Here is a 20,863-nt window from a genome sequence, read left to right on the forward strand (position 1 = left end):
ATAAGGCCGGGCACCTGCAATGGGTGCCTGGTGTTTTAGAAGCAAGATCAAAAGATCGCAGCCTTCGGCAGCTCCTACAGGGGATCGTGTTTCTCTGTAGGAGCTGCCGAAGGCTGCGATCTTTTGCTTCTCCATCACCAAGATCAATCATCCTGTTCAGCCTCTATTCCCACGCCTAGACTCGGTCCATTCCAAAAAAAGGTAGGCCGCCATGTCCGAGACGTTGCTCAGTTCCCGCAATCTGGCTTTCGAGCTGTATGAAGTCCTTGATGCCGAGGGCCTGACTCAGCGTGAGCGATTCGCCGAGCACAACCGCGAGACCTTCGATGCGGCTATCGGCACTGCCCGCAGCATCGCCGAGAAGTTCTTCGCCCCGCACAACCGCAAGGGCGACGAGAACGAACCGCGCTATGAGGACGGGCAGGCAATTCTGATTCCGGAAGTGAAACCGGCGGTGGATGCCTTCCTCGAAGCCGGTTTCCTCAACGCCGCGCGCAGTTTCGACGCCGGCGGCATGCAACTTCCTACACTGTTGTCCCAGGCGTGCTTTGCGCACTTTCAGTCGGCCAACGCGGCGTCGACCTCCTACCCGTTCCTGACCATGGGCGCGGCGAACCTGATTGAAAGCTTCGGCACCGATGAGCAGAAGCAGCGCTTCCTGCAACCGATGATCGACGGTCGTTTCTTCGGCACCATGGCCCTCACCGAGCCCCATGCTGGCTCGTCGTTGTCGGATATTCGTACACGCGCGGAGTCTGCATCCGACGGCACGTATCGACTCAAGGGCAACAAGATTTTCATTTCCGGCGGCGATCACCCGCTGTCGGAGAACATCGTGCACATGGTGCTGGCCAAATTGCCGGACGCACCGGCCGGCGTGAAGGGCATTTCGTTGTTTATCGTGCCCAAGTTTCTGGTCAACGATGACGGCAGTCTCGGCAAGCGCAACGACGTGTTGCTGGCCGGGTTGTTCCACAAGATGGGCTGGCGCGGCACCACGTCCACCGCGCTGAATTTCGGCGACAACGGCGAGTGTGTCGGCTATCTGGTGGGCAAGCCGCACCACGGTTTGAGCTACATGTTCCAGATGATGAACGAGGCGCGGATCGGCGTCGGCATGGGCGCGGTGATGCTGGGTTATGCCGGTTACCTGTATTCCCTGGAATACGCCCGCGAGCGGCCGCAAGGTCGAGTGCCGGATAGCAAGGATCCGTCCACCGCACCGGTGGCAATCATTCAGCATGCCGACGTCAAACGCATGCTGTTGACCCAGAAGGCTTATGTCGAAGGCGCGTTCGACCTTGGGTTGTACGCGGCGCGACTGTTCGACGACACCACCACGCTTGAGACTGAAGCCGAACGCAAACAAGCCCATGAGCTGCTGGATTTACTGACGCCGATCGTCAAATCCTGGCCGTCGGAGTTTTGCCTGAAGGCCAACGAACTGGCAATCCAGATTCTCGGTGGCCACGGTTACACCCGTGAGTACCCGGTGGAGCAGTATTACCGCGACAACCGTCTGAACCCGATTCATGAAGGCACTCATGGCATTCAGTCGCTGGACTTGCTGGGTCGCAAACTGGCGCAGAACGGGGGCGCAGGGCTCAAGCAATTGATCCGCCTGATTGCCGACACCGCCGGGCGCGCACAGGCGTATGAATCGCTGACGCCGCTGCGTGAGCCGTTGGAGAAACTGGTGGCCCGCCTGCAAACCGTGACCATCGGCCTGCTGACCGATCTGGCTCAAGGCAAGGTCAATAGCAGCCTGGCGAATTCGGCGCTGTACCTGAAAGTGTTCGGGCATACGGTGATCGGCTGGCGCTGGCTGGAACAGGCGATTCGTGCCGAGGAAGGGTTGGCCAAAGGGAACGCGGCGGACGTGAGTTTCTATAGAGGCAAACTGCAGGCGGCGCGGTATTTTCTGACGTGGGAAGTACCGGGTTGTCACCATGAGCTGGCGATTCTTGAGGCGCGGGATGATGTGTGTCTGGGCATGCAGGATGAGTGGTTTTGATCGGGCGTAAATTGGCGTAACGGCCACAAAAAAGATCGCAGCCTGCGGCAGCTCCTACAGGAAAATACATTCCAAATGAAGGAGCTGCCGCAGGCTGCGATCTTTAGATCTTGATTTTCTAACCGGATTATACCCAATACTCTGTTACGCCAAATCATGCACCAACCCGTGAAGCGCTTGTTCTGACTTTACGCATTATCTCGGGCGAAATCGGCCCCCCTGCACTCCGATATGCATTTTCCGTCACTGCTTTTCTTGAGTTATAGCCAACAGTAAGCAAGAAATTCGTTATCCATAGTCGCTTACAGCCTGCCTCAAATCTCTTGAAATTTAACAAGCATCAGCACCCTTAACTCGCCAACGATATTTAACCCCAGATGTCAACTATCAGCTCTGTTAGTTGTTGTCGGCAGATCCAGATGCTAGATTTTTATTGTATTTTTGATCACATGCTCAACTGATCAAATGCACGTCTATCATCTCGACAATTAAAAGACAGGCAAAAAAAATGGATATCCAAGCACGCATTCCTGCCGAAGGCTCTATCGTCGCACGAAGTCACTGCATCTTGTCGTCAGTTCCAGTTCATACGATTTTCGCTCTTAGAGACCAGGATCTTCGAAGCGTCATAGCAAAAAATTATTTTGTAGATGAAAGTAATATCAGCGATGTCAGACTGATGCTTCTACCTATAACTCAAAATCACGCCTCTGATGAAAGCGAAAATGAAGAAGTTGTCATCTCGAACGTCTCCTTTTCAGAGATGTTAGAGTCAATTGCAGAAAAGGAGACACTCACAAGAAACGGTACAGTTTATCCGTTATTGAGAAAAGTATTTTATCAAGACGGTGAAAACTGGGTATGCGAACTGATTGTACGCAACAACAATGATGAAGTAATCTTCAGAAGGGACAACATTTCGAACGACCAGTTTACTCGGATAGCCAAAGTCGAAGATCGGATTGCAACAACAAACAGCACAATCAATAAAAGAACATTTACGCAAGTACAAGGCCTGTATAGCATCACTTTAGAAGCAGGAGGATCTATTTATCGAAGCGTTCGAAATATAGACTTCAACCATGTATTCTTTATTGCAAACCAAAAAGATCACGTTAAAATTAGCGAAAAAATCTACACGATAGAATCAAAATATTGCAATAAAATTCACACCAGCGGTAGCGACCTTCACTACATTTACCTTAATCTAAAATAAGTGGAACCCTCACAGCATGATCAACTAAAATTCATCATGCTGTGAGAATCGTTTAAATTTAAAAAACCCTTAATCTAATCTGCACTTGGACAATGGAGAAGTCCCCATCGGCTTCGTTTATTTAAGTCTAAATCCCCCCATCTGCCGCGTCAGATCATCCGCCAACCGCTGCAACGTCTGACAATCCTCCCGGCAAGCTCTCACCTCCCCCGCCGTCGCCCGCGCCAGATCGGAAATCCCCTGCACATTGCGGTTGATTTCCTCGGTCACCGCCGACTGCTCTTCCGTCGCCGTCGCCACTTGATGGTTCATGTCGCTGATGTGTTCGACCTGCCCGGTAATTGCAGCCAGCGACGCGCCGGTGCGCTGGCTCGATTCGACACCGGTGCCGGTCGCCGCTTGCCCGGTGTGCATCGACGACACCGCATTCTCCGCGCCCTGCTTGAGGCTGCCGATCATTTGCTGAATCTCGTCCGTAGAAGACTGAGTACGCCTGGCTAACGTGCGCACTTCATCGGCAACCACCGCAAACCCGCGCCCCATGTCCCCGGCGCGAGCTGCTTCGATAGCGGCGTTCAACGCCAGCAAATTGGTCTGCTCGGAAATCCCGCGAATCACCGCCAGTACCTGATCGATCGACGCCACTTGATCGGCGAGCTCACCGACCGCACTGGCGGCGAGGCCGATTTCGTCGGACATGCTTTCAATATGCCGGATCGAGCCACCGACCACTTCCCGCGCCTGCATCGCCTCATCCCGGGCATTCTGCGACGCGACGGCGGCGTTGCCAGCATTCTGCGCAATTTCTTGCACGGTCAGGCCCATCTCATGAACGGCGGTGGCGACCATGTCGGTCATTTCCTGCTGACGCCCGGAACGCTCTGCGGTGTTATCCACAACCCGCGCCACCTGGCCGACCGCCGTGCGCAGTTGCTCGCTGGTGGTCAGCACTTCGCCAATCATCTCGCGCTGACTGTCGAGGAATCGATTGAAGCCCCGCGCCAGGTCACCGAGCTCATCGGCGCGACTGGCATCCAGCCGATGGGTCAAATCTCCACCGCCGCTACCGATGGCCACCAGCGCGGCTGTTACCTGACGAATCGGTCGCACCAGCCCGCGAGCCAGTAACACCACCAGCAACAGGCACACCAACGCCACCGCCAGGCCGATGCCACTGCTCATCCACATGGCGCGACGGGCTTCGGCGTAGATCTGCGACTGTGGCACTTCGGCCACCAAGGTCCAGCCCAGATCCCGGAGCGGCAGGCTCAAAGCCAGAAACTCTTCGCCATCGCGTTGGAAGGTGGCAGTTTTTTGACCCATGACCGCCTGTGCTCCCGCGTCGCCAATCTGCTCGGTCAAGGTACGCTTGCCGCTGAACTGCGCCTCGGGATGAACCTGGATCAAACCGTCGGAACGCACGAGATAGACCTTGCCGCGCTCACCGAAACTGAAGTTGTGGATCAACTCCGAGAGCTCTTTCATGCTCAAACCGAGCCCGGCGACGCCCACGACTTTGCCGGCCTGCTCGACCTTGAGGTCGATGAACAGCGCCAACTCACCGGTGGCGGTGTCATTGTCGATATTGAGGGTGCGCGGCTGGTTGCTGTCGAGGAACGAATAGAACCAGGCGTCGTTGGGATTGGAACGGCTGAGCGTGCGGTCCAGGCCTTTTTCATTGAAGTAATGGCTGGTCGCGGCCCCGATAATCAGCGCGGTAAAGGCTTTATGCTCGGCGCGGATGCCTTCCAGATAGTTCACGAAGGTGTCGGTCTGGGCGCTGTTCTCGCCCCTGGCCAACCAGTCGCGCACCATGCTGTTACTGGCGATGTCCTTGGCGGCGGTGAGGGGCTGAACGAGGATTCGTTCGATGTCGTTGCGCATCGCTTCGATGCTCGACGGCAGCGCTTGTTCGACCAGATAGCGCTGGGCGAGGCGGTCGACCACGAGGGTATAAACGCCAACCACGATCAGAATACTGACCAGCAGGGCGGTGCCCATGCTCAGGATCAACTGCCATTGAATACTGCGACGCCAGAACTGCATGGAGCACCCCCAAAGAATAAGAGGCTGAAACACTGCAACAGCCATGCCGATTGTATACAACTCAAACGACAATTTATTCTTTGGTTGTGCGCAAAGCTGATCAGGCCTGATTGATGGTCTTGGCGATCACTTCAACCGTGGCGCTGACTTGCTCTTGGTAACGGTCGAGTTCTTGCTGGTGACGCTTTTGCATTTCGATCTGCTGCGAACACAGATTCATCGCCGCCAGCACCAGCAAGCGGTCACCGATCAGCGTCGGGTATTTCTTTTTGGTCTCGGCCAGGGCGGCCTTCAACATTAAAGCGGCGTCCAGCAGGGTCTGCTCTTCCCCGGCCGGCGCCTTGATCGAATAGTCTTCCCCCAGAATCGAGACGACTTTTACCCCCGGGGCGCCATAACTCATGCGCTGACAGGGCCGGCGCTGACGCGCTCAACCAAGGCCTGAATACGTGCGGCAGTGGCGCCTTGTTTCTCTTCCTGTTCCATCAGGCTCAGTTGCAGGCTTTCGTTTTCATCCTTGACCTGGGACAGTTCCGCGCTCAGGGATTGATTGGTGCCGAGCAGAGTCTGGTTCTGCTGCACCAGGTCGCTGACCAGTTGTTCCAATTGGCTTAGGGATGCTTCCAACATTTTGATTTTCCGGGCATTTTCAAAGGGCGCGTACGATAAAGAAAAGTCACCATTGACGCCAGGGTTATTCGGGCGCAAGGCCTTGATTTTGCTGGCGGGCGACCGTCCTCGCGAGTCTTAGAGACTGTGTTTGGCGGCTCTGGTTCCTGCACTTCGTCGCCGCGGCCTTTCTGCGACAAAAGCGCGCAGCGTCTCAAGACTTTAGTCGTATGACCGATAAGCCATGCATACAGCAGTCTCAGCCCCGCACGGATGCGTTTTTTTCGGTGAACACCATGTCTTTACGAAATATGAATATCGCACCGCGGGCATTCCTCGGTTTTGCCTTGATTGGCAGCTTGATGCTGGTTCTGGGGGTGTTCGCGCTGAACCAGATGAGCAAGATTCGCGGCGCCGCTGAGGAAATCACCTCGAACAGCGTACCGAGCATCAAAAGCCTCGATGAGTTCACTCAGCTGACCCTGCGCCTGCGCGTATTGTCTTACCGCCTGTTGGTCAATCGTGAGCCGGACGTCCAGCAGAAAACCATGGACCTGCTGGACACCCGTAATCAGCAGATTCGAGCCGCTCAAGCCATTTACGAAAAACTGATCGCCAGCCCGCAGGAACGTGCGACCTATGATCAGTATGTGCAGTTGCTGGGGCAGTATCGCCAGATCGAAGACCGGATGAAGAGCCTGTCGCGCAACAATCAGATCGACGAGCTGCGCACGCTGCTCAATACCGATTTGCTGACGAACTCTGAAGCCGTCAACTCCGTGCTCAACCGTTTGCTGGAGATCAATACTCAGCAGACCCTCGACACCAATCAGCAAGCCGTCGACCAATACGCCTCGGCCTTCAACCTGACGGTAACCCTGCTGGTGATCGCCACCGGCCTGACCCTGCTGTTTGCCTGGCTGCTGACCAACAGCATCACCAAGCCAATCGCCAACGCCCTGAGCGCCGCCGAAGAAATCGCCGAAGGCAACCTGACGCGGCCGATCACGGTCGATGGCGAAGACGAAGCCGGTCGTTTGCTGGCCGCGATGGCGAAGATGCAGGACAAACTGCGCGACACCTTGCAACAGATTTCCGGTTCGGCCACGCAATTGGCGTCCGCCGCGGAAGAGCTCAACAGCGTCACCGACGAAAGCGCTCGCGGCCTGACCCAGCAGAACAACGAAATCGAACAGGCCGCCACCGCCGTCAATGAAATGACCAGCGCCGTGGAAGAAGTCGCGCGCAACGCCGTGAGCACCTCCGAAGCCTCGAAAAACGCCACCACGTCGGCTGGCGACGGCCGTGATCTGGTGCAGGAAACCGTCAGTGCGATCGAGCGTATGAGCGCCGACGTGCAGAGCACCGCCTCCCTGATCGGTGATCTGGCCAACGAGTCGCGCGACATCGGCAAGGTGCTGGACGTGATTCGCGGCCTGGCGGACCAGACCAACCTGTTGGCGTTGAACGCCGCCATCGAAGCCGCCCGTGCCGGTGAAGCCGGTCGTGGTTTCGCAGTCGTTGCCGACGAAGTGCGTGCCCTGGCCCATCGCACCCAGCAGTCGACCAGCGAAATCGAACGCATGATCGGCAGTATCCAGAGCGGCACCGAACACGCCGTGGATTCGATGCGTAACAGTACCGAACGCGCCGAATCGACCTTGAACATCGCCCGTGGTGCAGGCCTGTCGCTGGACACCATCAACAGTGCCATCGTCGAGATCAACGAGCGCAACCTGGTGATCGCCAGCGCGGCCGAAGAGCAGGCACAGGTGGCCCGTGAAGTGGACCGCAATCTGGTGAACATTCGTGACCTGTCGGTGCAATCGGCCACGGGCGCCAACCAGACGAGCGCGGCCAGCAACGAGCTGTCGCGCCTGGCGCTGGACCTGAACAACATGGTTGGGCGGTTTAGCCTGTAACGGCTACACCACCTCTGTGGCGAGGGAGCTTGCTCCCGCTCGGCTGCGGAGCAGTCGCAATGAACCCACGGGCTGAACCTGACGCACCGTAGCGTCGGTTTGGGGTCGCTACGCGACCCAGCGGGAGCAAGCTCCCTCGCCACAGTTATCTCACCCGGCTCAAGCGGGTGTGCATGATCGCTGTCAAAAGCTTTTTGACAGCATCACATTTCAACAGGTTAGAATCGCTGGCACGCAGACTGCATGGTCAGTTTGTGCCCGCCTTTAGCTTTCTGGAGTACTGCCTTTGAATGCGACGACCATCAACAGCCTGTTCTTGATCGGCGCGTTGCTGGTAGGTGCGAGCATTCTGGTGAGCTCACTTTCATCGCGCCTCGGGATCCCGATTCTGGTGATCATCCTCGCGGTGGGCATGTTGGCCGGTGTCGACGGTGCCGGCATTATTTTCGATAACTACCCAACGGCTTATCTGGTTGGCAACCTCGCCCTGGCAGTGATCCTGCTCGACGGTGGCTTGCGCACCCGGGTGGCGAGTTTCCGCGTGGCGTTATGGCCGGCGCTGTCGCTGGCCACGGTCGGCGTGTTGATCACCACCGGACTGACCGGAATGGCGGCGGCGTGGTTGTTCGACCTCAATATGATTCAGGGTCTGCTGATTGGCGCCATCGTCGGCTCCACCGACGCCGCGGCCGTGTTCTCGCTGCTGGGCGGCAAGGGTCTGAACGAACGGGTGAGCGCGAGCCTGGAAATTGAATCCGGCAGCAACGATCCGATGGCGGTATTCCTCACCGTGACGCTGATCGACATGCTCGCCAGCGGCGAAACCGGCCTGCACTGGAGTCTGCTGGGGCATTTGGTACGTGAATTCGGCATCGGCGGCGTGATCGGCCTCGGCGGTGGCTGGCTGATGCTGCAACTGGTCAACCGTATCAACCTGGCCAACGGCCTTTATCCGATTCTGGTGATTGCTGGCGGTCTGGTGGTGTTTTCCCTGACCAACGCCCTGCACGGCAGCGGCTTTTTGGCGGTGTACTTGTGTGGCCTGGTGGTCGGTAACCGCCCGGTACGCAGTCGTCACGGCATTTTGCACATGCTCGACGGCATGGCCTGGCTGGCGCAGATCGGCATGTTCCTGGTGCTGGGGCTGTTGGTTACGCCCCATGACCTGCTGCCGATTGCCTTGCCCGCACTGGGCCTGGCGTTGTGGATGATTCTGTTTGCCCGCCCGCTGTCAGTGCTGGTCGGCCTGTTGCCCTTCAAGGCATTCCATGGCCGCGAAAAGGCATTCATTTCCTGGGTTGGCCTGCGCGGTGCCGTACCGATCATTCTGGCGGTGTTCCCGCTGATGGCGGGGCTACCCCATGCTCAGCTGTATTTCAATCTGGCGTTCTTTATCGTGCTGGTGTCGCTGCTGGTGCAAGGCACGAGCCTGCCCTGGGTCGCCAAGCTATTGAAAGTGACCGTCCCGCCGGAGCCCTTGCCGATTTCCCGATCGGCGCTGGAAGTGAATGTCACCAGTGAATGGGAGCTGTTCGTGTATCGCCTCGGTGCCGAGAAATGGTGCATTGGATCCCCTCTTCGCGAGCTGAAAATGCCCGAAGGCACCCGCATCGCGGCCCTGTTTCGTGGTCAACAACTGCTCCATCCGTCGGGTAGTACGGTGCTGGAAGTCGATGATTTGCTCTGCGTAATCGGCCATGAACACAACCTTCCGGCCCTCGGAAAACTCTTCAGTCAGGCCCCGCAACGGGGGCAGGATTTGCGCTTCTTCGGCGACTTCGTACTCGAAGGAGATGCCCAGCTGGCCGCGGTTGCTGCCCTGTACGGGTTGAAAGTCGAAGGCATCGATCCAAACATGTCCCTGGGCCACTTCATTGCCCAGAAAGTGGGCGGTGCACCCGTAGTGGGCGACCAGGTGGAATGGAACAACACGCTTTGGACCGTCGCTGTCATGGAAGGGAACAAGATTGGTAAGGTAGGCGTCAGATTCCCCGAAGGAAGTCGCCCGGGTCCCGGCTTGTTCCTCTAAACTCCACTCTTCGTCAGTTTCCGATCGGTCTTTATGTCAACCCTGCGCACTGTTTTCATCATGGCCCTGCTGGGCTTGAGTCTTTCCATCAACACATTGCAAGCCGCCGAACCGCCCTCCAGCGCAGCCGTGCAGGCGAGCCTGGACAAGATCGCCGAGCGCAAACTGCCGGAAGCCGATCAGAAGGCCCTGCAGGGCATTTTGCAAGGCACGTTGACGCAACTGGCCAACAAGCGTGATTACGAGCAAAAGCTGGTTGATCTCAAGCAGCAGCTGGCTAGCGCGCCAAAGCAGAACATCGAAAACCAGCGTGAACTGGCTCGCCTGAAGGTCAACCATGTGGTGCCGGTGGCGCAACGCTACGCCAAAGAAACCATTCAGCAGCTTGAGCAGTTATTGACCGAACGCTCGACTCAGCAAAGCGATCTGCAAAAAGCACTGGCCGAGGCCAACAGTCTGGTGATTACCGCCCAGACCCGTCCCGAGCGTGCCCAGGCGGAAATTTCCACCAGCCAGACGCGCATTCAGCAAATCAACAACATCCTCAAAATCGGAAAAGACAACGGCAAGACGCTGAGCGCTGAACAGCGTGACCAGCTCAACGCCGAGCTCGCGGCGCTGAATGCTCTGATCCCGTTGCGTCGCCAGGAACTGGCCGGTAACAGTCAGCTGCAGGATTTGGGCAACAGCCAGCATGACCTGCTCACGGAAAAATCCAATCGCCTGGATCAGGAAATCCAGGAGCTGCAAACCCTGATCAACCAGAAGCGCCTGGCCCAGTCTCAAGAGACCGTCACTCAGCAGTCCATCGAAGCGCAGAAGGCCGGCGGCAGCAGCCTGCTGGCCACCGAAAGCGCGGCCAACCTGAAGCTCTCCGACTACCTGCTCAAAAGCACCGATCGCCTCAATGAAGTCACCCAACAGAACCTGCAGACCAAGCAGCAACTGGACAGCGTGACCCAGAGCGACTCGGCGCTGGAGGAACAGATCAACGTGCTCAAGGGCAGCCTGCTGCTCTCCAAGATTCTGTACAAACAGAAACAGGCCCTGCCGCGTCTCAGGGTGGACCGCGACCTGGCGGACCAGATTGCCGACATTCGCCTGTATCAGTTCGAAGTCAGCCAGCAACGGGAACTGCTCAGCAACCCGACAACCTATGTCGACAATCTGCTGGCGACTCAACAGCCCGAGCAAATCACCCCGCAACTGCGCAAGAGCCTGCTGGAACTGGCCACCACCCGCGCGGACCTGCTGGAGCGTTTGAATCGCGAATTGAGCGCGGTGCTCAACGAATCCATCACGTTGCAACTCAATCAGAAACAACTGCTCAGCACCGCGCAAAGTCTGAGGGCGACGCTGGATGAGCAAATGTTCTGGATTCCCAGCAACAAGCCGCTGGATCTTGAGTGGATATACGCCGTGCCGGAACGCCTGGAACGTCAGGTCACTACCCTGCCATGGTCCTCGAGCCTGAGTGAGCTGACCGATGGCCTGACCCAGCGGCCGCTGCTGTTCCTGCCGCTGGCGTTTCTGATCGGGGCGCTGCTGTGGCGCCGAAAAAACCTGTATACCCGCCTGAACAAGGTTCATCTGGACATCGGCCATTTCAAGCGCGACAGCCAGTGGCACACACCGCAAGCGATTCTGATCAACATCCTGCTGGCGATGCCCGTTTCCCTGGCGCTGGCCCTATGCGGCCTGGCGCTGCAGATCGACGCCCGCGGGCAGAACGCCAATATGGGCGCGGCGCTGCTGCAAATGGCCCAGGCCTGGCTGGTGTTCTACACCGCCTACCGCATCCTCGCGCCGGGCGGCGTCGCCGAATTGCATTTCCGCTGGGAAAAACCTCAGGTCGAATTCCTGCAAGGCTGGATACGCCGACTCGGCCTGGTAGTGATGGCCCTGGTGGCGGTGGTGGCGGTCGCCGAGTTGCAACCGGCGATACTGGCCGATGACGTGCTCGGCATGCCAGTGGTGCTGACTTGCTACGCCTTGATGGCCTGGCTTCTCAGCCGCCTGCTGGTCAGCAGCCCGACTCACCAGAACGCTTCACTGTTCCGCAAGGCCGTGGGGGTTCTGTTCACAGCCCTGCCAATCGCGTTGTTCGTCGCCGTCTGCTTTGGCTACTACTACACCGCGCTGAAACTCAGCGACCGGTTGATCAATACGCTGTACTTGCTGATGTTCTGGCTGGTGATCGAAGCGACCTTCGTCCGTGGTCTCAGCGTTGCCGCACGGCGCCTGGCCTATCAACGCGCCCTGGCCAAACGTCAGGCCGCCAAAGAGGCCGGCGACGGCGAAGCGGTGATCGAAGAGCCGACCCTGGACATCGAAAAGGTCAACGAGCAGTCCCTGCGCCTGATCCGTCTGGCCCTGCTCGGCGGATTCATCGCGGCGCTGTATTGGGTCTGGTCGGACCTGATTTCGGTGTTCTCGTACCTGGACAACATCACCCTCTACGAATACACCAGCGGCACCGGCGCCAACATGAGCATGGTGCCGATCAGTATTGGCGACATGCTCGGCGCGCTGATCATCATCGGCATCACCTTTGCGCTGGCGCGCAACCTGCCGGGCTTGCTGGAAGTATTTGTGCTGTCGAAGCTGAACCTGGCCCAAGGCAGTTCCTACGCCACGACCACGCTGCTGTCCTATGTGATTGCCGGCGTCGGTTTCGTCTCGACCCTGTCCACGCTCGGCGTGAGCTGGGACAAATTGCAATGGCTGGTGGCCGCGCTGTCGGTCGGCCTCGGTTTCGGGATGCAGGAGATCTTCGCCAACTTCATCTCCGGCATCATGATCCTGTTCGAACGCCCGGTGCGGATCGGCGACACCATCACCATCGGCAACCTGTCGGGCACGGTGAGCAAGATCCGCATTCGCGCCACGACCATCACCGATTTCGACCGCAAGGACATCATCGTCCCGAACAAGACGTTCATCACCGGACAACTGATCAACTGGTCCCTGACCGACACCATCACCCGGGTAACCCTCAAGCTCGGCGTCGACTACGGCTCGGACCTGGACCTGGTGAAAGAGCTGCTGCTCAAGGCCGCCCGGGATAACCCGCGCGTGCTGAAGGATCCGGAACCCCACGTGTACTTCCTGAACTTCGGCGAAAGCACCCTCGACCACGAGTTGCGTATGCATGTGCGCGACCTCGGCGACCGCAACCCGGTGCTCGATGAGGTCAACCGCTTCATCAATCGCGAGTTCAAGAAGCAGCACATCAACATCTCGTTCCGACAGATGGAGGTCTACCTCAAGAACCTTCACGGCCAGGAATACAAGATGGTGCCGATCGAGCCGGAAGCCAAAACCATCGTGCCGGTGGTCGACAGCAAACCGCGGCGCGAACCGCCACCTGTCGAACTCGACTAACCGCGCTATCCCTAGCAGAATGCTCGGACATTCTGCTGGAGATGGCCGTTGAAAGCCCTCGACGAACTGACCTTCGACAATCGCTTCGCCCGCCTGGGCGATGCGTTCTCAACCCATGTGCTGCCCGAGCCCATCGCCGCTCCGCGACTGGTAGTCGCCAGCCCCGCCGCCATGGCGCTGCTGGACCTGGACCCGGCCGAGGCCGAAACACCGGTGTTCGCCGAGCTGTTCAGTGGTCACAAGCTCTGGGCCGAGGCCGAGCCACGGGCGATGGTCTATTCCGGGCATCAGTTCGGCTCCTACAACCCGCAGTTGGGCGACGGTCGCGGCTTGTTACTGGGCGAGGTCTATAACGACGCCGGCGAGCATTGGGACCTGCACCTCAAGGGCGCCGGTCAGACGCCCTACTCACGCATGGGCGATGGACGGGCGGTGCTGCGTTCGTCGATCCGCGAATTTCTCGCCTCCGAAGCCCTGCATGCGCTGAACATTCCCACCACTCGCGCGCTGTGCGTGATCGGCTCCGACACACCGGTCTGGCGCGAGAAACAGGAACGCGCGGCCATGGTCCTGCGCCTGGCGCCGAGCCATGTACGTTTCGGGCATTTCGAATTTTTCTACTACACCAAGCGTCCCGAGCAACAGAAAGAACTTGGCGACCATGTGCTGGCCATGCATTTCCCGCATTGCCTGGAACAGCCGGAACCGTACCTGGCGATGTTCCGCGAAATCGTCGAGCGCAACGCCGAACTGATCGCCAAATGGCAGGCCTACGGGTTCTGCCATGGCGTGATGAACACCGACAATATGTCGATCCTGGGCATCACTTTCGACTTCGGCCCGTTTGCCTTTCTCGACGACTTCGATGCCCACTTCATCTGCAACCACTCCGATGATCAGGGCCGCTACTCTTTCAGCAATCAGGTACCGATCGGCCAGTGGAATCTCAGCGCCCTCGCCCAGGCCCTGACGCCGTTCATCAGCGTCGAAGCCCTGCGCGAAGCCCTCGGCCTGTACCTGCCACTGTTCCAGGCCCACTACCTGGACCTGATGCGCCGCCGTCTCGGCTTGACCACTGCCGAAGACGACGACCAGAAACTGCTGGAGCATCTGCTGCAACTGATGCAGAACAGCGGCGTCGACTACAGCCTGTTCTTCCGCCGCCTCGGCGACGAATCACCGGAGCAGGCCCTCGCCCGTTTACGCGATGACTTCGTCGATCTCAAAGGTTTCGATGCGTGGGGCGAGCTTTACGTCGCCCGGGTTGCCCGTGAAGGCGAGGTTGATCAGGAACAACGCCGCACGCGCATGCATGCGGTCAATCCGCTGTACATCCTGCGTAACTATCTGGCGCAGAACGCCATCGATGCGGCAGAGAGTGGCGACTACTCGGAAGTTCGCCGCTTGCACGCGGTGCTGAGCAATCCGTTCGAGGAGCAGCCTGGAATGGAGCGCTATGCCGAGCGGCCGCCGGAGTGGGGCAAGCATCTGGAGATCAGTTGTTCGTCGTGAGTGCAGATAGGCCCTTTTCGCAACCGAATAAGAGAGTGGTCTAAAACCTATCTCCTTGATAAAGACCACCTTCAACTCCAGATCAGTTCCATAGACTGCCCAACTGAGAGCCAATCATGACCGACCCACTCCTCATCCCCTGCCCCCACTGCAACGGACTCAACCGCATCCCCGCTGAGCGTCTCAACGACCATCCAAAATGCGGTCGCTGCAAGGCCGAGGTCTTGCTGAACAAACCGTTCGAATTGAAACAAGGCGATTACGCCAGTCAGATCAAGGGCGACCTGCCATTGCTGGTAGATGTGTGGGCGGACTGGTGCGGGCCGTGCAAGTCGTTTGCTCCGGTGTTCGCGCAGGCGGCGGGGCAGTTGGCGGGCAAGTGTCGGTTGGCCAAGCTGGACAGCGAGGCAAATCAGCAGCTGTCGGCGCAGCTGGGGATTCGCTCGATCCCGAGCCTGATTCTGTTCAAGAACGGCCGGGAAGTGGCTCGCCAGAGTGGGGCCTTCCCTTTACCGCAGTTGATGAGCTGGTTGCGTAGTCAGGGGATTTGAATACAACACGATGCCAAATGTGGGAGCGGGCTTGCTCGCGAAAGCGGTCTATCAATCAGCGATGACGTTGACTGTTATGACCCCTTCGCGAGCAAGCCCGCTCCCACATGGGTTCTGCGCCAACAACAGCGACTCAGGCATTTTCCAGCAGGTTGTGCAGATCGACGAACTGCAGAGTCAGTTTGTGCCGTGGGTCGAGATGGATCAGCGGCGTGTTGGCCTGATGGGATTCACGCATTCGCACTGAACTGGCCAGGTACACCGGCAACACCGGCAGCCCTTCGGCGATCAGTTCGTCGAGAATTTGCTGGGGCAGACTGGCGCGAGCCTGGAACTGGTTGACGACAATCCCTTCGACTTCCAGCCCTTCGTTGTGGTCTTCCTTCAATTCTTCGATTTCCGCCAGCAGCCCATATAGCGCCTGACGGGAGAAACTGTCGCAATCGAAGGGAATCAGCACGCGATCAGCGGCGATTAACGCAGAGACAGCATAGAAATTCAACGCTGGCGGTGTATCGAGGTAGATTCGATCGTAATCGCCGTCCAGCTCCTCGAGCAATTTTCGCAGTTTGTTGATCTTGTGCTTGGCCTCAAGCTTGGGCTGCAAGTCAGCCAGCTCGGCGGTAGCGGTTACGACGTGAAGGTTGTCGAATGGGGTTTCGTAGATGTCGACCTGGTTTTTCTTCGAGAACGGCCCGGAGGACAGCGTCTGCTTGAAGAAGTCAGCGATCCCCATCGGGATATCGTCACCGGTGAGTCCCGTCAGGTATTGAGTGGAGTTGGCCTGGGCATCGAGATCCACCAATAGCGTGCGATAGCCTTCGCTGGCGCTGACCGCCGCCAGATTGCAGGCAATGCTTGACTTGCCCACGCCACCTTTCTGATTGAACACCACACGCCGCATGTCAAAACCTCCGTGTATCAAAGAATGACCGAGTGTAGTAGTCCACGGCGTTGCTTAGCTACCTCGCCGGCATCGGGACTACACAGTCATTGGTAATTTCCGTCGGAAAAAGCCGCCAACTCGCCCATCGACAGCCGATAGCGCTGACAGACAAGTCCGACGCAACGTGGATAATGGCCAAACGACAGCTTTCTGGCGAACCAGACGGTACATTTCGTTGCACAAAATGTAACCAGCATTTGCTACACGCCCGTCGCACCGGGATAATGCGCGCCACTCGGCGTTAAGCGCCACGTAAGGTCTGCCGCGATTTTTTGCGACTCACCGCGTCAAAAAGAAGCCCGCAGGGGCGGGATGAATGTCTGTGATCAACTTCAACATCGCCCAATGGCGCGCGTGGGCCCCCGGGCTTGAAAGCGTGGCTGACTGGCAGTCCTGGAGCCGGCAACCGGTCGTGCTCGAGCGCAGCGATGCCGCCCCCGATGTGTCGTTTCTGCCGGCCATGCAGCGTCGGCGACTCAGCCGTCTGGCGCGGATGGCGTTCAGTGTCGGCTGGCCTTTGGCCGATGGTCGCCAAGACCTACCGTTGGTCTTTATTTCCCGTCATGGCGAAACCCCACGCACCTTCGACATTCTCAGCGATCTGGCGACGGATCAACCGTTGTCGCCCACTCAGTTCAGCTTGTCGGTGCACAACGCGGTGATCGGTCTGTGGTCGATCATGCGTGGCGAAACCAGCGAAATGACCGCCCTCGCCGCGGCTGGCGATGGCCTTGAACACGGCATATTAGAGGCAGCGGCGCTGCTCGAGGAAGGCGCGCCCGCGGTACTGCTGATAGTGACAGAAGAGCAACCGCCCGCAGCCTACTCGGCCTGGATCGACGATGTGCCATTCCCCTACGCGGTGGGCCTGTTGATTACGCCTGGCAATCAATGGCAGCTGTCGCTGAACAGCACCTCGCAAGCGTTGTCCAAAACCCACTGGCCCCATGCCCTGAATCTGTTGCGTACCCTGCTCGGCCAGCAAACGACCTGCCAACATGCCTGGAAAAATCGTGTATGGACCTGGCAACGCAACCTGTGACCGATAAAAACCGCGACGCCTATTACTGGCGCCTGCTGGCCACTGCCGCAAGCTTCAGCCTGTTCGGGTTGGGCGGGCTATGCCTGCGATTGGTGGTATTCCCGCTGCTGAGTTGCTTGCCGGGGGACGCCCAGGCCCATCGTCAGCGGGCGCGTCAGACAGTGAGCCGCTGTTTCTGGTTCTTCATTCGTTTCATGGCTCGCACGGGTGTGCTGACTTATGACATCCAGGGCGCGGAAAAACTCGGACGGCCAGGCCAGATGATCGTTGCCAATCACCCCTCGCTCATCGACGTGGTGTTTTTGATCGGCCTGGTGGGCCACTCCAACTGTGTGGTCAAGAAAAGCCTCTGGGAAAACCCGTTCACCCGCGCCCCGTTACGCCGCACCGATTACATCAGCAACGACGGCAGCATGGACATGCTCGACGCCGCTGCCGACGCGCTGAAAAGCGGTCAGACCCTGATCATCTTTCCCGAGGGCACCCGCACCCAACCCGGTAAACCGCCGGCCTTTCATCGGGGGGGCGCGGCAATCGCCCTGCGCGGTGCGAGAATCCTCACCCCGGTGATCATCAAGGTCAGCCCGACCACATTGACCAAGGCCGAACCCTGGTATCGGATCCCCAAACGCCGCGTGCACTTCAGTTTTCGCGTTGGGGCCGATATAGACCCACAGGCCTTCGCTACGCAGGGGCCTGCACCTCAGGCCTCGCGCAAGCTCAATGATTATTTGCACCATTACTTTATTAAGGAGCTCGCCGAAGATGAGCGATCTGCACCGTGAGATAAAAGAACTGATCATCGAAGCACTGGGCCTCGAAGACATCAGCGTCGACGACATCGGCGACAACCAGGCGCTGTTCGGCGAAGGTTTGGGCCTGGACTCGGTAGACGCCCTGGAACTCGGCCTGGCCATCCAGAAAAAGTACGGCATCAAAATCGATGCCGACGCCAAGGACACCCGTAATCACTTCACCAACGTGGCGAGCCTTGCGGCGTTCGTCACTGCAAAACAGGCAGCTTGAGACCGGACCATGCAAACTCGTGACGATATTTTCAATACCCTGCGCGATGCTCTGGTCGAACTCTTCGAGCTGGAGCCCGAGCGCATCAGCCTGGGGTCCAACCTGTATCAGGATCTGGAAATCGACAGCATCGATGCGGTCGACCTGATCGATCACATCAAACGCCAGACCGGCAAGAAAATCGCTGCCGAAGAATTCAAATCGGTGCGTACCGTCAGCGACGTGGTCGAGGCGGTCTACCGTCTGGTTCAACCCGCCGCATGAGCCGACTGATCGGCCTCGGCCTGCTGCTGGCAGGCCTGTTGTACCCCTTTGCGGTGTATTTCGGCATGGCGCATTTTGCCCCGTGGCAGTTCGGTCTGCTGCTGGGTAGCCTGTGGCTGGCGCGGGCGCTGACTGGCGAGCGGCGGCCTGAAAGCCTGTGGATGGCCGTGGTCGCCATCGCGTTCTGCCTGTTGCTGGCGTTGTTCGACAGCCCGGTGCTGCTGCGCTGGTACCCGGTGCTGATCAGCGCGTTCATGCTGGCGCTGTTCGGCCTGAGCCTGAAATATGGCCCGCCGATGATTGAACGCCTGGCCCGTTTGCGAGAGCCGGAGTTGCCGGCCAGGGCCATTCGCTACACACGTCAGGTGACGATTGCCTGGAGCGTGTTTTTTCTCTGCAACGGCTTGTGCGCCGCTGCCCTGACCCTTTGGGCGCCGCTGAGTTGGTGGATGTTGTACACCGGCCTGATCTCCTATGGATTGATCGGCCTGATGTTTGCCATTGAATGGCTGATACGACAACGGGTAAGAGGCCGCCCATGAATTGGATAACACTTGAGCAACTGTTGCTCAAGGCTCAGCCAGACCGTGCCGTGACGGCCGAACCTGCGTTGAATCATGCGCAATTGTGCGAACAGGCCCTGAGCCTGGCTGCCGGCCTGCAAGCGCACGGCGTGCAGCGCATCGCCGTGCACCTTGAAGACGCTGCCGACCTCGCCATTGCCCTGCTCGGCGCCTGGCGTGCCGGGGTCAGCGTGCTGCTGCCCGCCGACCTGCAAGCGCAGACGCGTCAGCGCTGGTCGACTGAAGTCGAACTGTGGCTGACCGATCAGACTGACGATGCGCACCTGAGCGATTATCGGTATCCACCGCTGCCGGCCAGCCCTCTGGATCTGGATCGCTGTCAGCTGAGCCTGTGCACTTCCGGTTCCAGTGGTGAACCCAAGCGTATCGACAAAACCCTGCGCCAACTGGCCAATGAAGTCGAAGCGCTGGAGCACCTGTGGGGCGCAGATCTGGGCGAGGCCTGCATCATTGGCAGCGTTGCCACGCAGCACATCTACGGCTTGCTGTTTCGGGTGCTGTGGCCGTTGTGCGCCGGGCGCTCGTTCGTCCGCAAGCAATTGGCCTTCCCGGAAGACTTGCAACGCGCCAGCCGCGAACACCCGGCCTTCGCCTGGGTCGCCAGCCCGGCGCTGCTCAAGCGCATGGGCGACAACCTCGACTGGCCAGCGCTGAGCGCGGTGCGCCGAGTGTTTTCCTCCGGTGGCGCGCTGCCCGCCGAAGCGGCGCAAAGCCTGCATGAGCGCCTGCAACAATGGCCGACAGAAATCTTCGGCAGTTCGGAAACCGGCGGCATCGCCTGGCGTCAGGGCCAGCATCTCTGGCAGCCCTTCGCCGATGTCGCGCTGAGCCAGGACAGCGATGGCGCCCTGCTTATCGCCTCACCGTACTTGCCGGCCGGCCATATTGAACACACCGCCGATGCCGCGCGCATCGCCGCCGACGGCCGTTTCGAGCTGTTGGGTCGGCTGGACCGAATCGTCAAACTGGAAGAAAAACGTATTTCGCTACCGATGCTCGAACAAGCACTGATGGCTCACGACTGGGTCGCCGAAGCGCGCCTCGGTGTGGTTCAGGAAAACCGCGCTTCATTAGGGGCGCTGCTGGTACTCAGCGAGCGAGGCCTGCGTGCCTTGCGCAATCAGGGTCGACGCAGCCTGACTCAAGCCTTGCGTCAGCATCTGAGTCAGCATTGTGAAACGCTCGCCCTGCCACGCCGCTGGCGCTTGTTGCGACAACTGCCGCTGAACGCACAAGGCAAACTGCCCCAGGCCGAGGTGGAAGCCTTGCTGCTGGCGCCACGTCCAAAAGCGCCGCAAGTGCTTGAGCAGCTTGAAGTCGATGGCGAATGGAGCCTGCAACTGGCTGTCCCGCCGGACCTGGCGTATTTCAGCGGCCATTTTCCCCTAGCGCCGGTATTGCCCGGTGTGGTGCAGGTGGATTGGGCATTGAGCCTGAGCCAGCAATTGATGGACCTGCCGGCAAAATTCGTCGGCATGGAAGTGCTGAAATTCCAGCAACTGGTACGTCCCGGTGATGAAATCCAGTTGCACCTGCGCTTCGACGCGGCGCGCAGCAAATTGTATTTCTCCTATCGCAATGAAACCGCCACCTGCTCCAGCGGGCGGATTTTGCTGGAGGCGTCAAGCGATGCATAACCTGTGGCGAGGGAGCTTGCTCCCGCTGGGCTGCGAAGCGGCCCCAAAACCATCCGACGCAAACTTCATGGCGAGCGCTTC

The 20,863-nt window shown here is 58.8% G+C and carries 17 protein-coding genes and 1 pseudogene; 14 read left to right on the forward strand and 4 right to left on the reverse strand.

Annotated features, from left to right (window positions below; translation table 11 throughout):
- The first annotated feature begins 211 nt into the window (after positions 1 to 211).
- Positions 212 to 2,014 (forward strand): acyl-CoA dehydrogenase, encoded by a 1,803-nt coding sequence (locus ABH909_RS01245; protein ID WP_429429889.1) that lies wholly within the window; start codon positions 212 to 214, stop codon positions 2,012 to 2,014.
- Between the two features lie 508 nt (positions 2,015 to 2,522).
- On the forward strand, positions 2,523 to 3,230 hold the full coding sequence (locus ABH909_RS01250) for a hypothetical protein (RefSeq protein ID WP_429429891.1): 708 nt from the start codon (positions 2,523 to 2,525) through the stop codon (positions 3,228 to 3,230).
- Between the two features lie 117 nt (positions 3,231 to 3,347).
- Here the strand turns inward: ABH909_RS01250 and ABH909_RS01255 are convergent, their stop codons facing one another.
- The 3 genes from ABH909_RS01255 to ABH909_RS01265 form a co-directional block, all read right to left on the reverse strand.
- Positions 3,348 to 5,276, reverse strand: coding sequence for a methyl-accepting chemotaxis protein (locus tag ABH909_RS01255; RefSeq protein WP_429429893.1), 1,929 nt, complete (start codon positions 5,274 to 5,276; stop codon positions 3,348 to 3,350).
- Between the two features lie 100 nt (positions 5,277 to 5,376).
- Positions 5,377 to 5,679: a cell division protein ZapA gene (locus ABH909_RS01260; RefSeq protein ID WP_008071056.1), complete on the reverse strand. Its 303-nt coding sequence runs from the start codon at positions 5,677 to 5,679 to the stop codon at positions 5,377 to 5,379.
- A complete protein-coding gene (locus ABH909_RS01265; RefSeq protein WP_429429895.1) occupies positions 5,676 to 5,906 on the reverse strand; it encodes a hypothetical protein in 231 nt (76 codons plus the stop codon). The genes ABH909_RS01260 and ABH909_RS01265 overlap by 4 nt, the downstream gene beginning before the upstream one ends.
- A 290-nt stretch (positions 5,907 to 6,196) precedes the next feature.
- On the opposite strand from ABH909_RS01265, the pseudogene ABH909_RS01270 reads away from it, so the two are divergent.
- The 6 genes and pseudogenes from ABH909_RS01270 to trxC all read left to right on the forward strand — a co-directional run.
- Positions 6,197 to 6,952 (forward strand): annotated as a pseudogene (locus ABH909_RS01270) (MCP four helix bundle domain-containing protein); the annotation flags it as partial.
- Entirely contained in the window at positions 6,944 to 7,807 is an 864-nt protein-coding gene (locus tag ABH909_RS01275; protein WP_429439710.1) for a methyl-accepting chemotaxis protein, read from the forward strand. The pseudogene ABH909_RS01270 and the gene ABH909_RS01275, both read left to right, overlap by 9 nt.
- A 286-nt stretch (positions 7,808 to 8,093) precedes the next feature.
- Complete coding sequence (locus tag ABH909_RS01280) at positions 8,094 to 9,836, forward strand: potassium/proton antiporter (RefSeq protein ID WP_429429897.1); 1,743 nt, start codon at positions 8,094 to 8,096, stop codon at positions 9,834 to 9,836.
- A gap of 33 nt (positions 9,837 to 9,869) precedes the next feature.
- Positions 9,870 to 13,220, forward strand: a complete 3,351-nt coding sequence (mscK, locus tag ABH909_RS01285) for a mechanosensitive channel MscK (RefSeq protein WP_429429899.1) — start codon at positions 9,870 to 9,872, stop codon at positions 13,218 to 13,220.
- A 48-nt stretch (positions 13,221 to 13,268) separates the two neighbouring features.
- On the forward strand, positions 13,269 to 14,732 hold the full coding sequence (gene selO, locus ABH909_RS01290) for a protein adenylyltransferase SelO (RefSeq protein WP_429429901.1): 1,464 nt from the start codon (positions 13,269 to 13,271) through the stop codon (positions 14,730 to 14,732).
- Positions 14,733 to 14,848: 116 nt separating this feature from the next.
- The gene (gene trxC, locus ABH909_RS01295) at positions 14,849 to 15,283 is read left to right on the forward strand and encodes a thioredoxin TrxC (RefSeq protein WP_218397084.1); all 435 of its coding nucleotides are present in this window, start codon (positions 14,849 to 14,851) and stop codon (positions 15,281 to 15,283) included.
- Positions 15,284 to 15,416: 133 nt separating this feature from the next.
- Here trxC and ABH909_RS01300 read toward each other — a convergent pair whose 3' ends face one another.
- Positions 15,417 to 16,187 carry a ParA family protein gene (locus ABH909_RS01300; RefSeq protein ID WP_123499893.1) on the reverse strand — a complete coding sequence of 257 codons (771 nt, stop codon included), beginning with the start codon at positions 16,185 to 16,187 and terminating at the stop codon, positions 15,417 to 15,419.
- A 358-nt stretch (positions 16,188 to 16,545) separates the two neighbouring features.
- On the opposite strand from ABH909_RS01300, the gene ABH909_RS01305 reads away from it, so the two are divergent.
- The 6 genes from ABH909_RS01305 to ABH909_RS01330 are packed head-to-tail and all read left to right on the forward strand — an operon-like array spanning position 16,546 to position 20,782.
- Entirely contained in the window at positions 16,546 to 17,271 is a 726-nt protein-coding gene (locus ABH909_RS01305) for a beta-ketoacyl synthase chain length factor (RefSeq protein WP_429429903.1), read from the forward strand.
- Positions 17,247 to 18,056 carry a lysophospholipid acyltransferase family protein gene (locus ABH909_RS01310; protein WP_429429905.1) on the forward strand — a complete coding sequence of 270 codons (810 nt, stop codon included), beginning with the start codon at positions 17,247 to 17,249 and terminating at the stop codon, positions 18,054 to 18,056. Before ABH909_RS01305 ends, ABH909_RS01310 begins: the two co-directional genes overlap by 25 nt.
- On the forward strand, positions 18,037 to 18,297 hold the full coding sequence (locus ABH909_RS01315; RefSeq protein ID WP_429429907.1) for a phosphopantetheine-binding protein: 261 nt from the start codon (positions 18,037 to 18,039) through the stop codon (positions 18,295 to 18,297). The genes ABH909_RS01310 and ABH909_RS01315 overlap by 20 nt, the downstream gene beginning before the upstream one ends.
- A 9-nt stretch (positions 18,298 to 18,306) precedes the next feature.
- Entirely contained in the window at positions 18,307 to 18,561 is a 255-nt protein-coding gene (locus tag ABH909_RS01320; RefSeq protein WP_007903178.1) for an acyl carrier protein, read from the forward strand.
- A complete protein-coding gene (locus tag ABH909_RS01325; RefSeq protein WP_429429909.1) occupies positions 18,558 to 19,103 on the forward strand; it encodes a hypothetical protein in 546 nt (181 codons plus the stop codon). Before ABH909_RS01320 ends, ABH909_RS01325 begins: the two co-directional genes overlap by 4 nt.
- On the forward strand, positions 19,100 to 20,782 hold the full coding sequence (locus ABH909_RS01330) for an AMP-binding protein (RefSeq protein ID WP_429429911.1): 1,683 nt from the start codon (positions 19,100 to 19,102) through the stop codon (positions 20,780 to 20,782). Before ABH909_RS01325 ends, ABH909_RS01330 begins: the two co-directional genes overlap by 4 nt.
- Positions 20,783 to 20,863 lie beyond the last annotated feature (81 nt).

The sequence above is a fragment of the Pseudomonas sp. BS3782 TE3695 genome (assembly GCF_050435305.1).
Taxonomy (GTDB): Bacteria; Pseudomonadota; Gammaproteobacteria; order Pseudomonadales; family Pseudomonadaceae; genus Aquipseudomonas.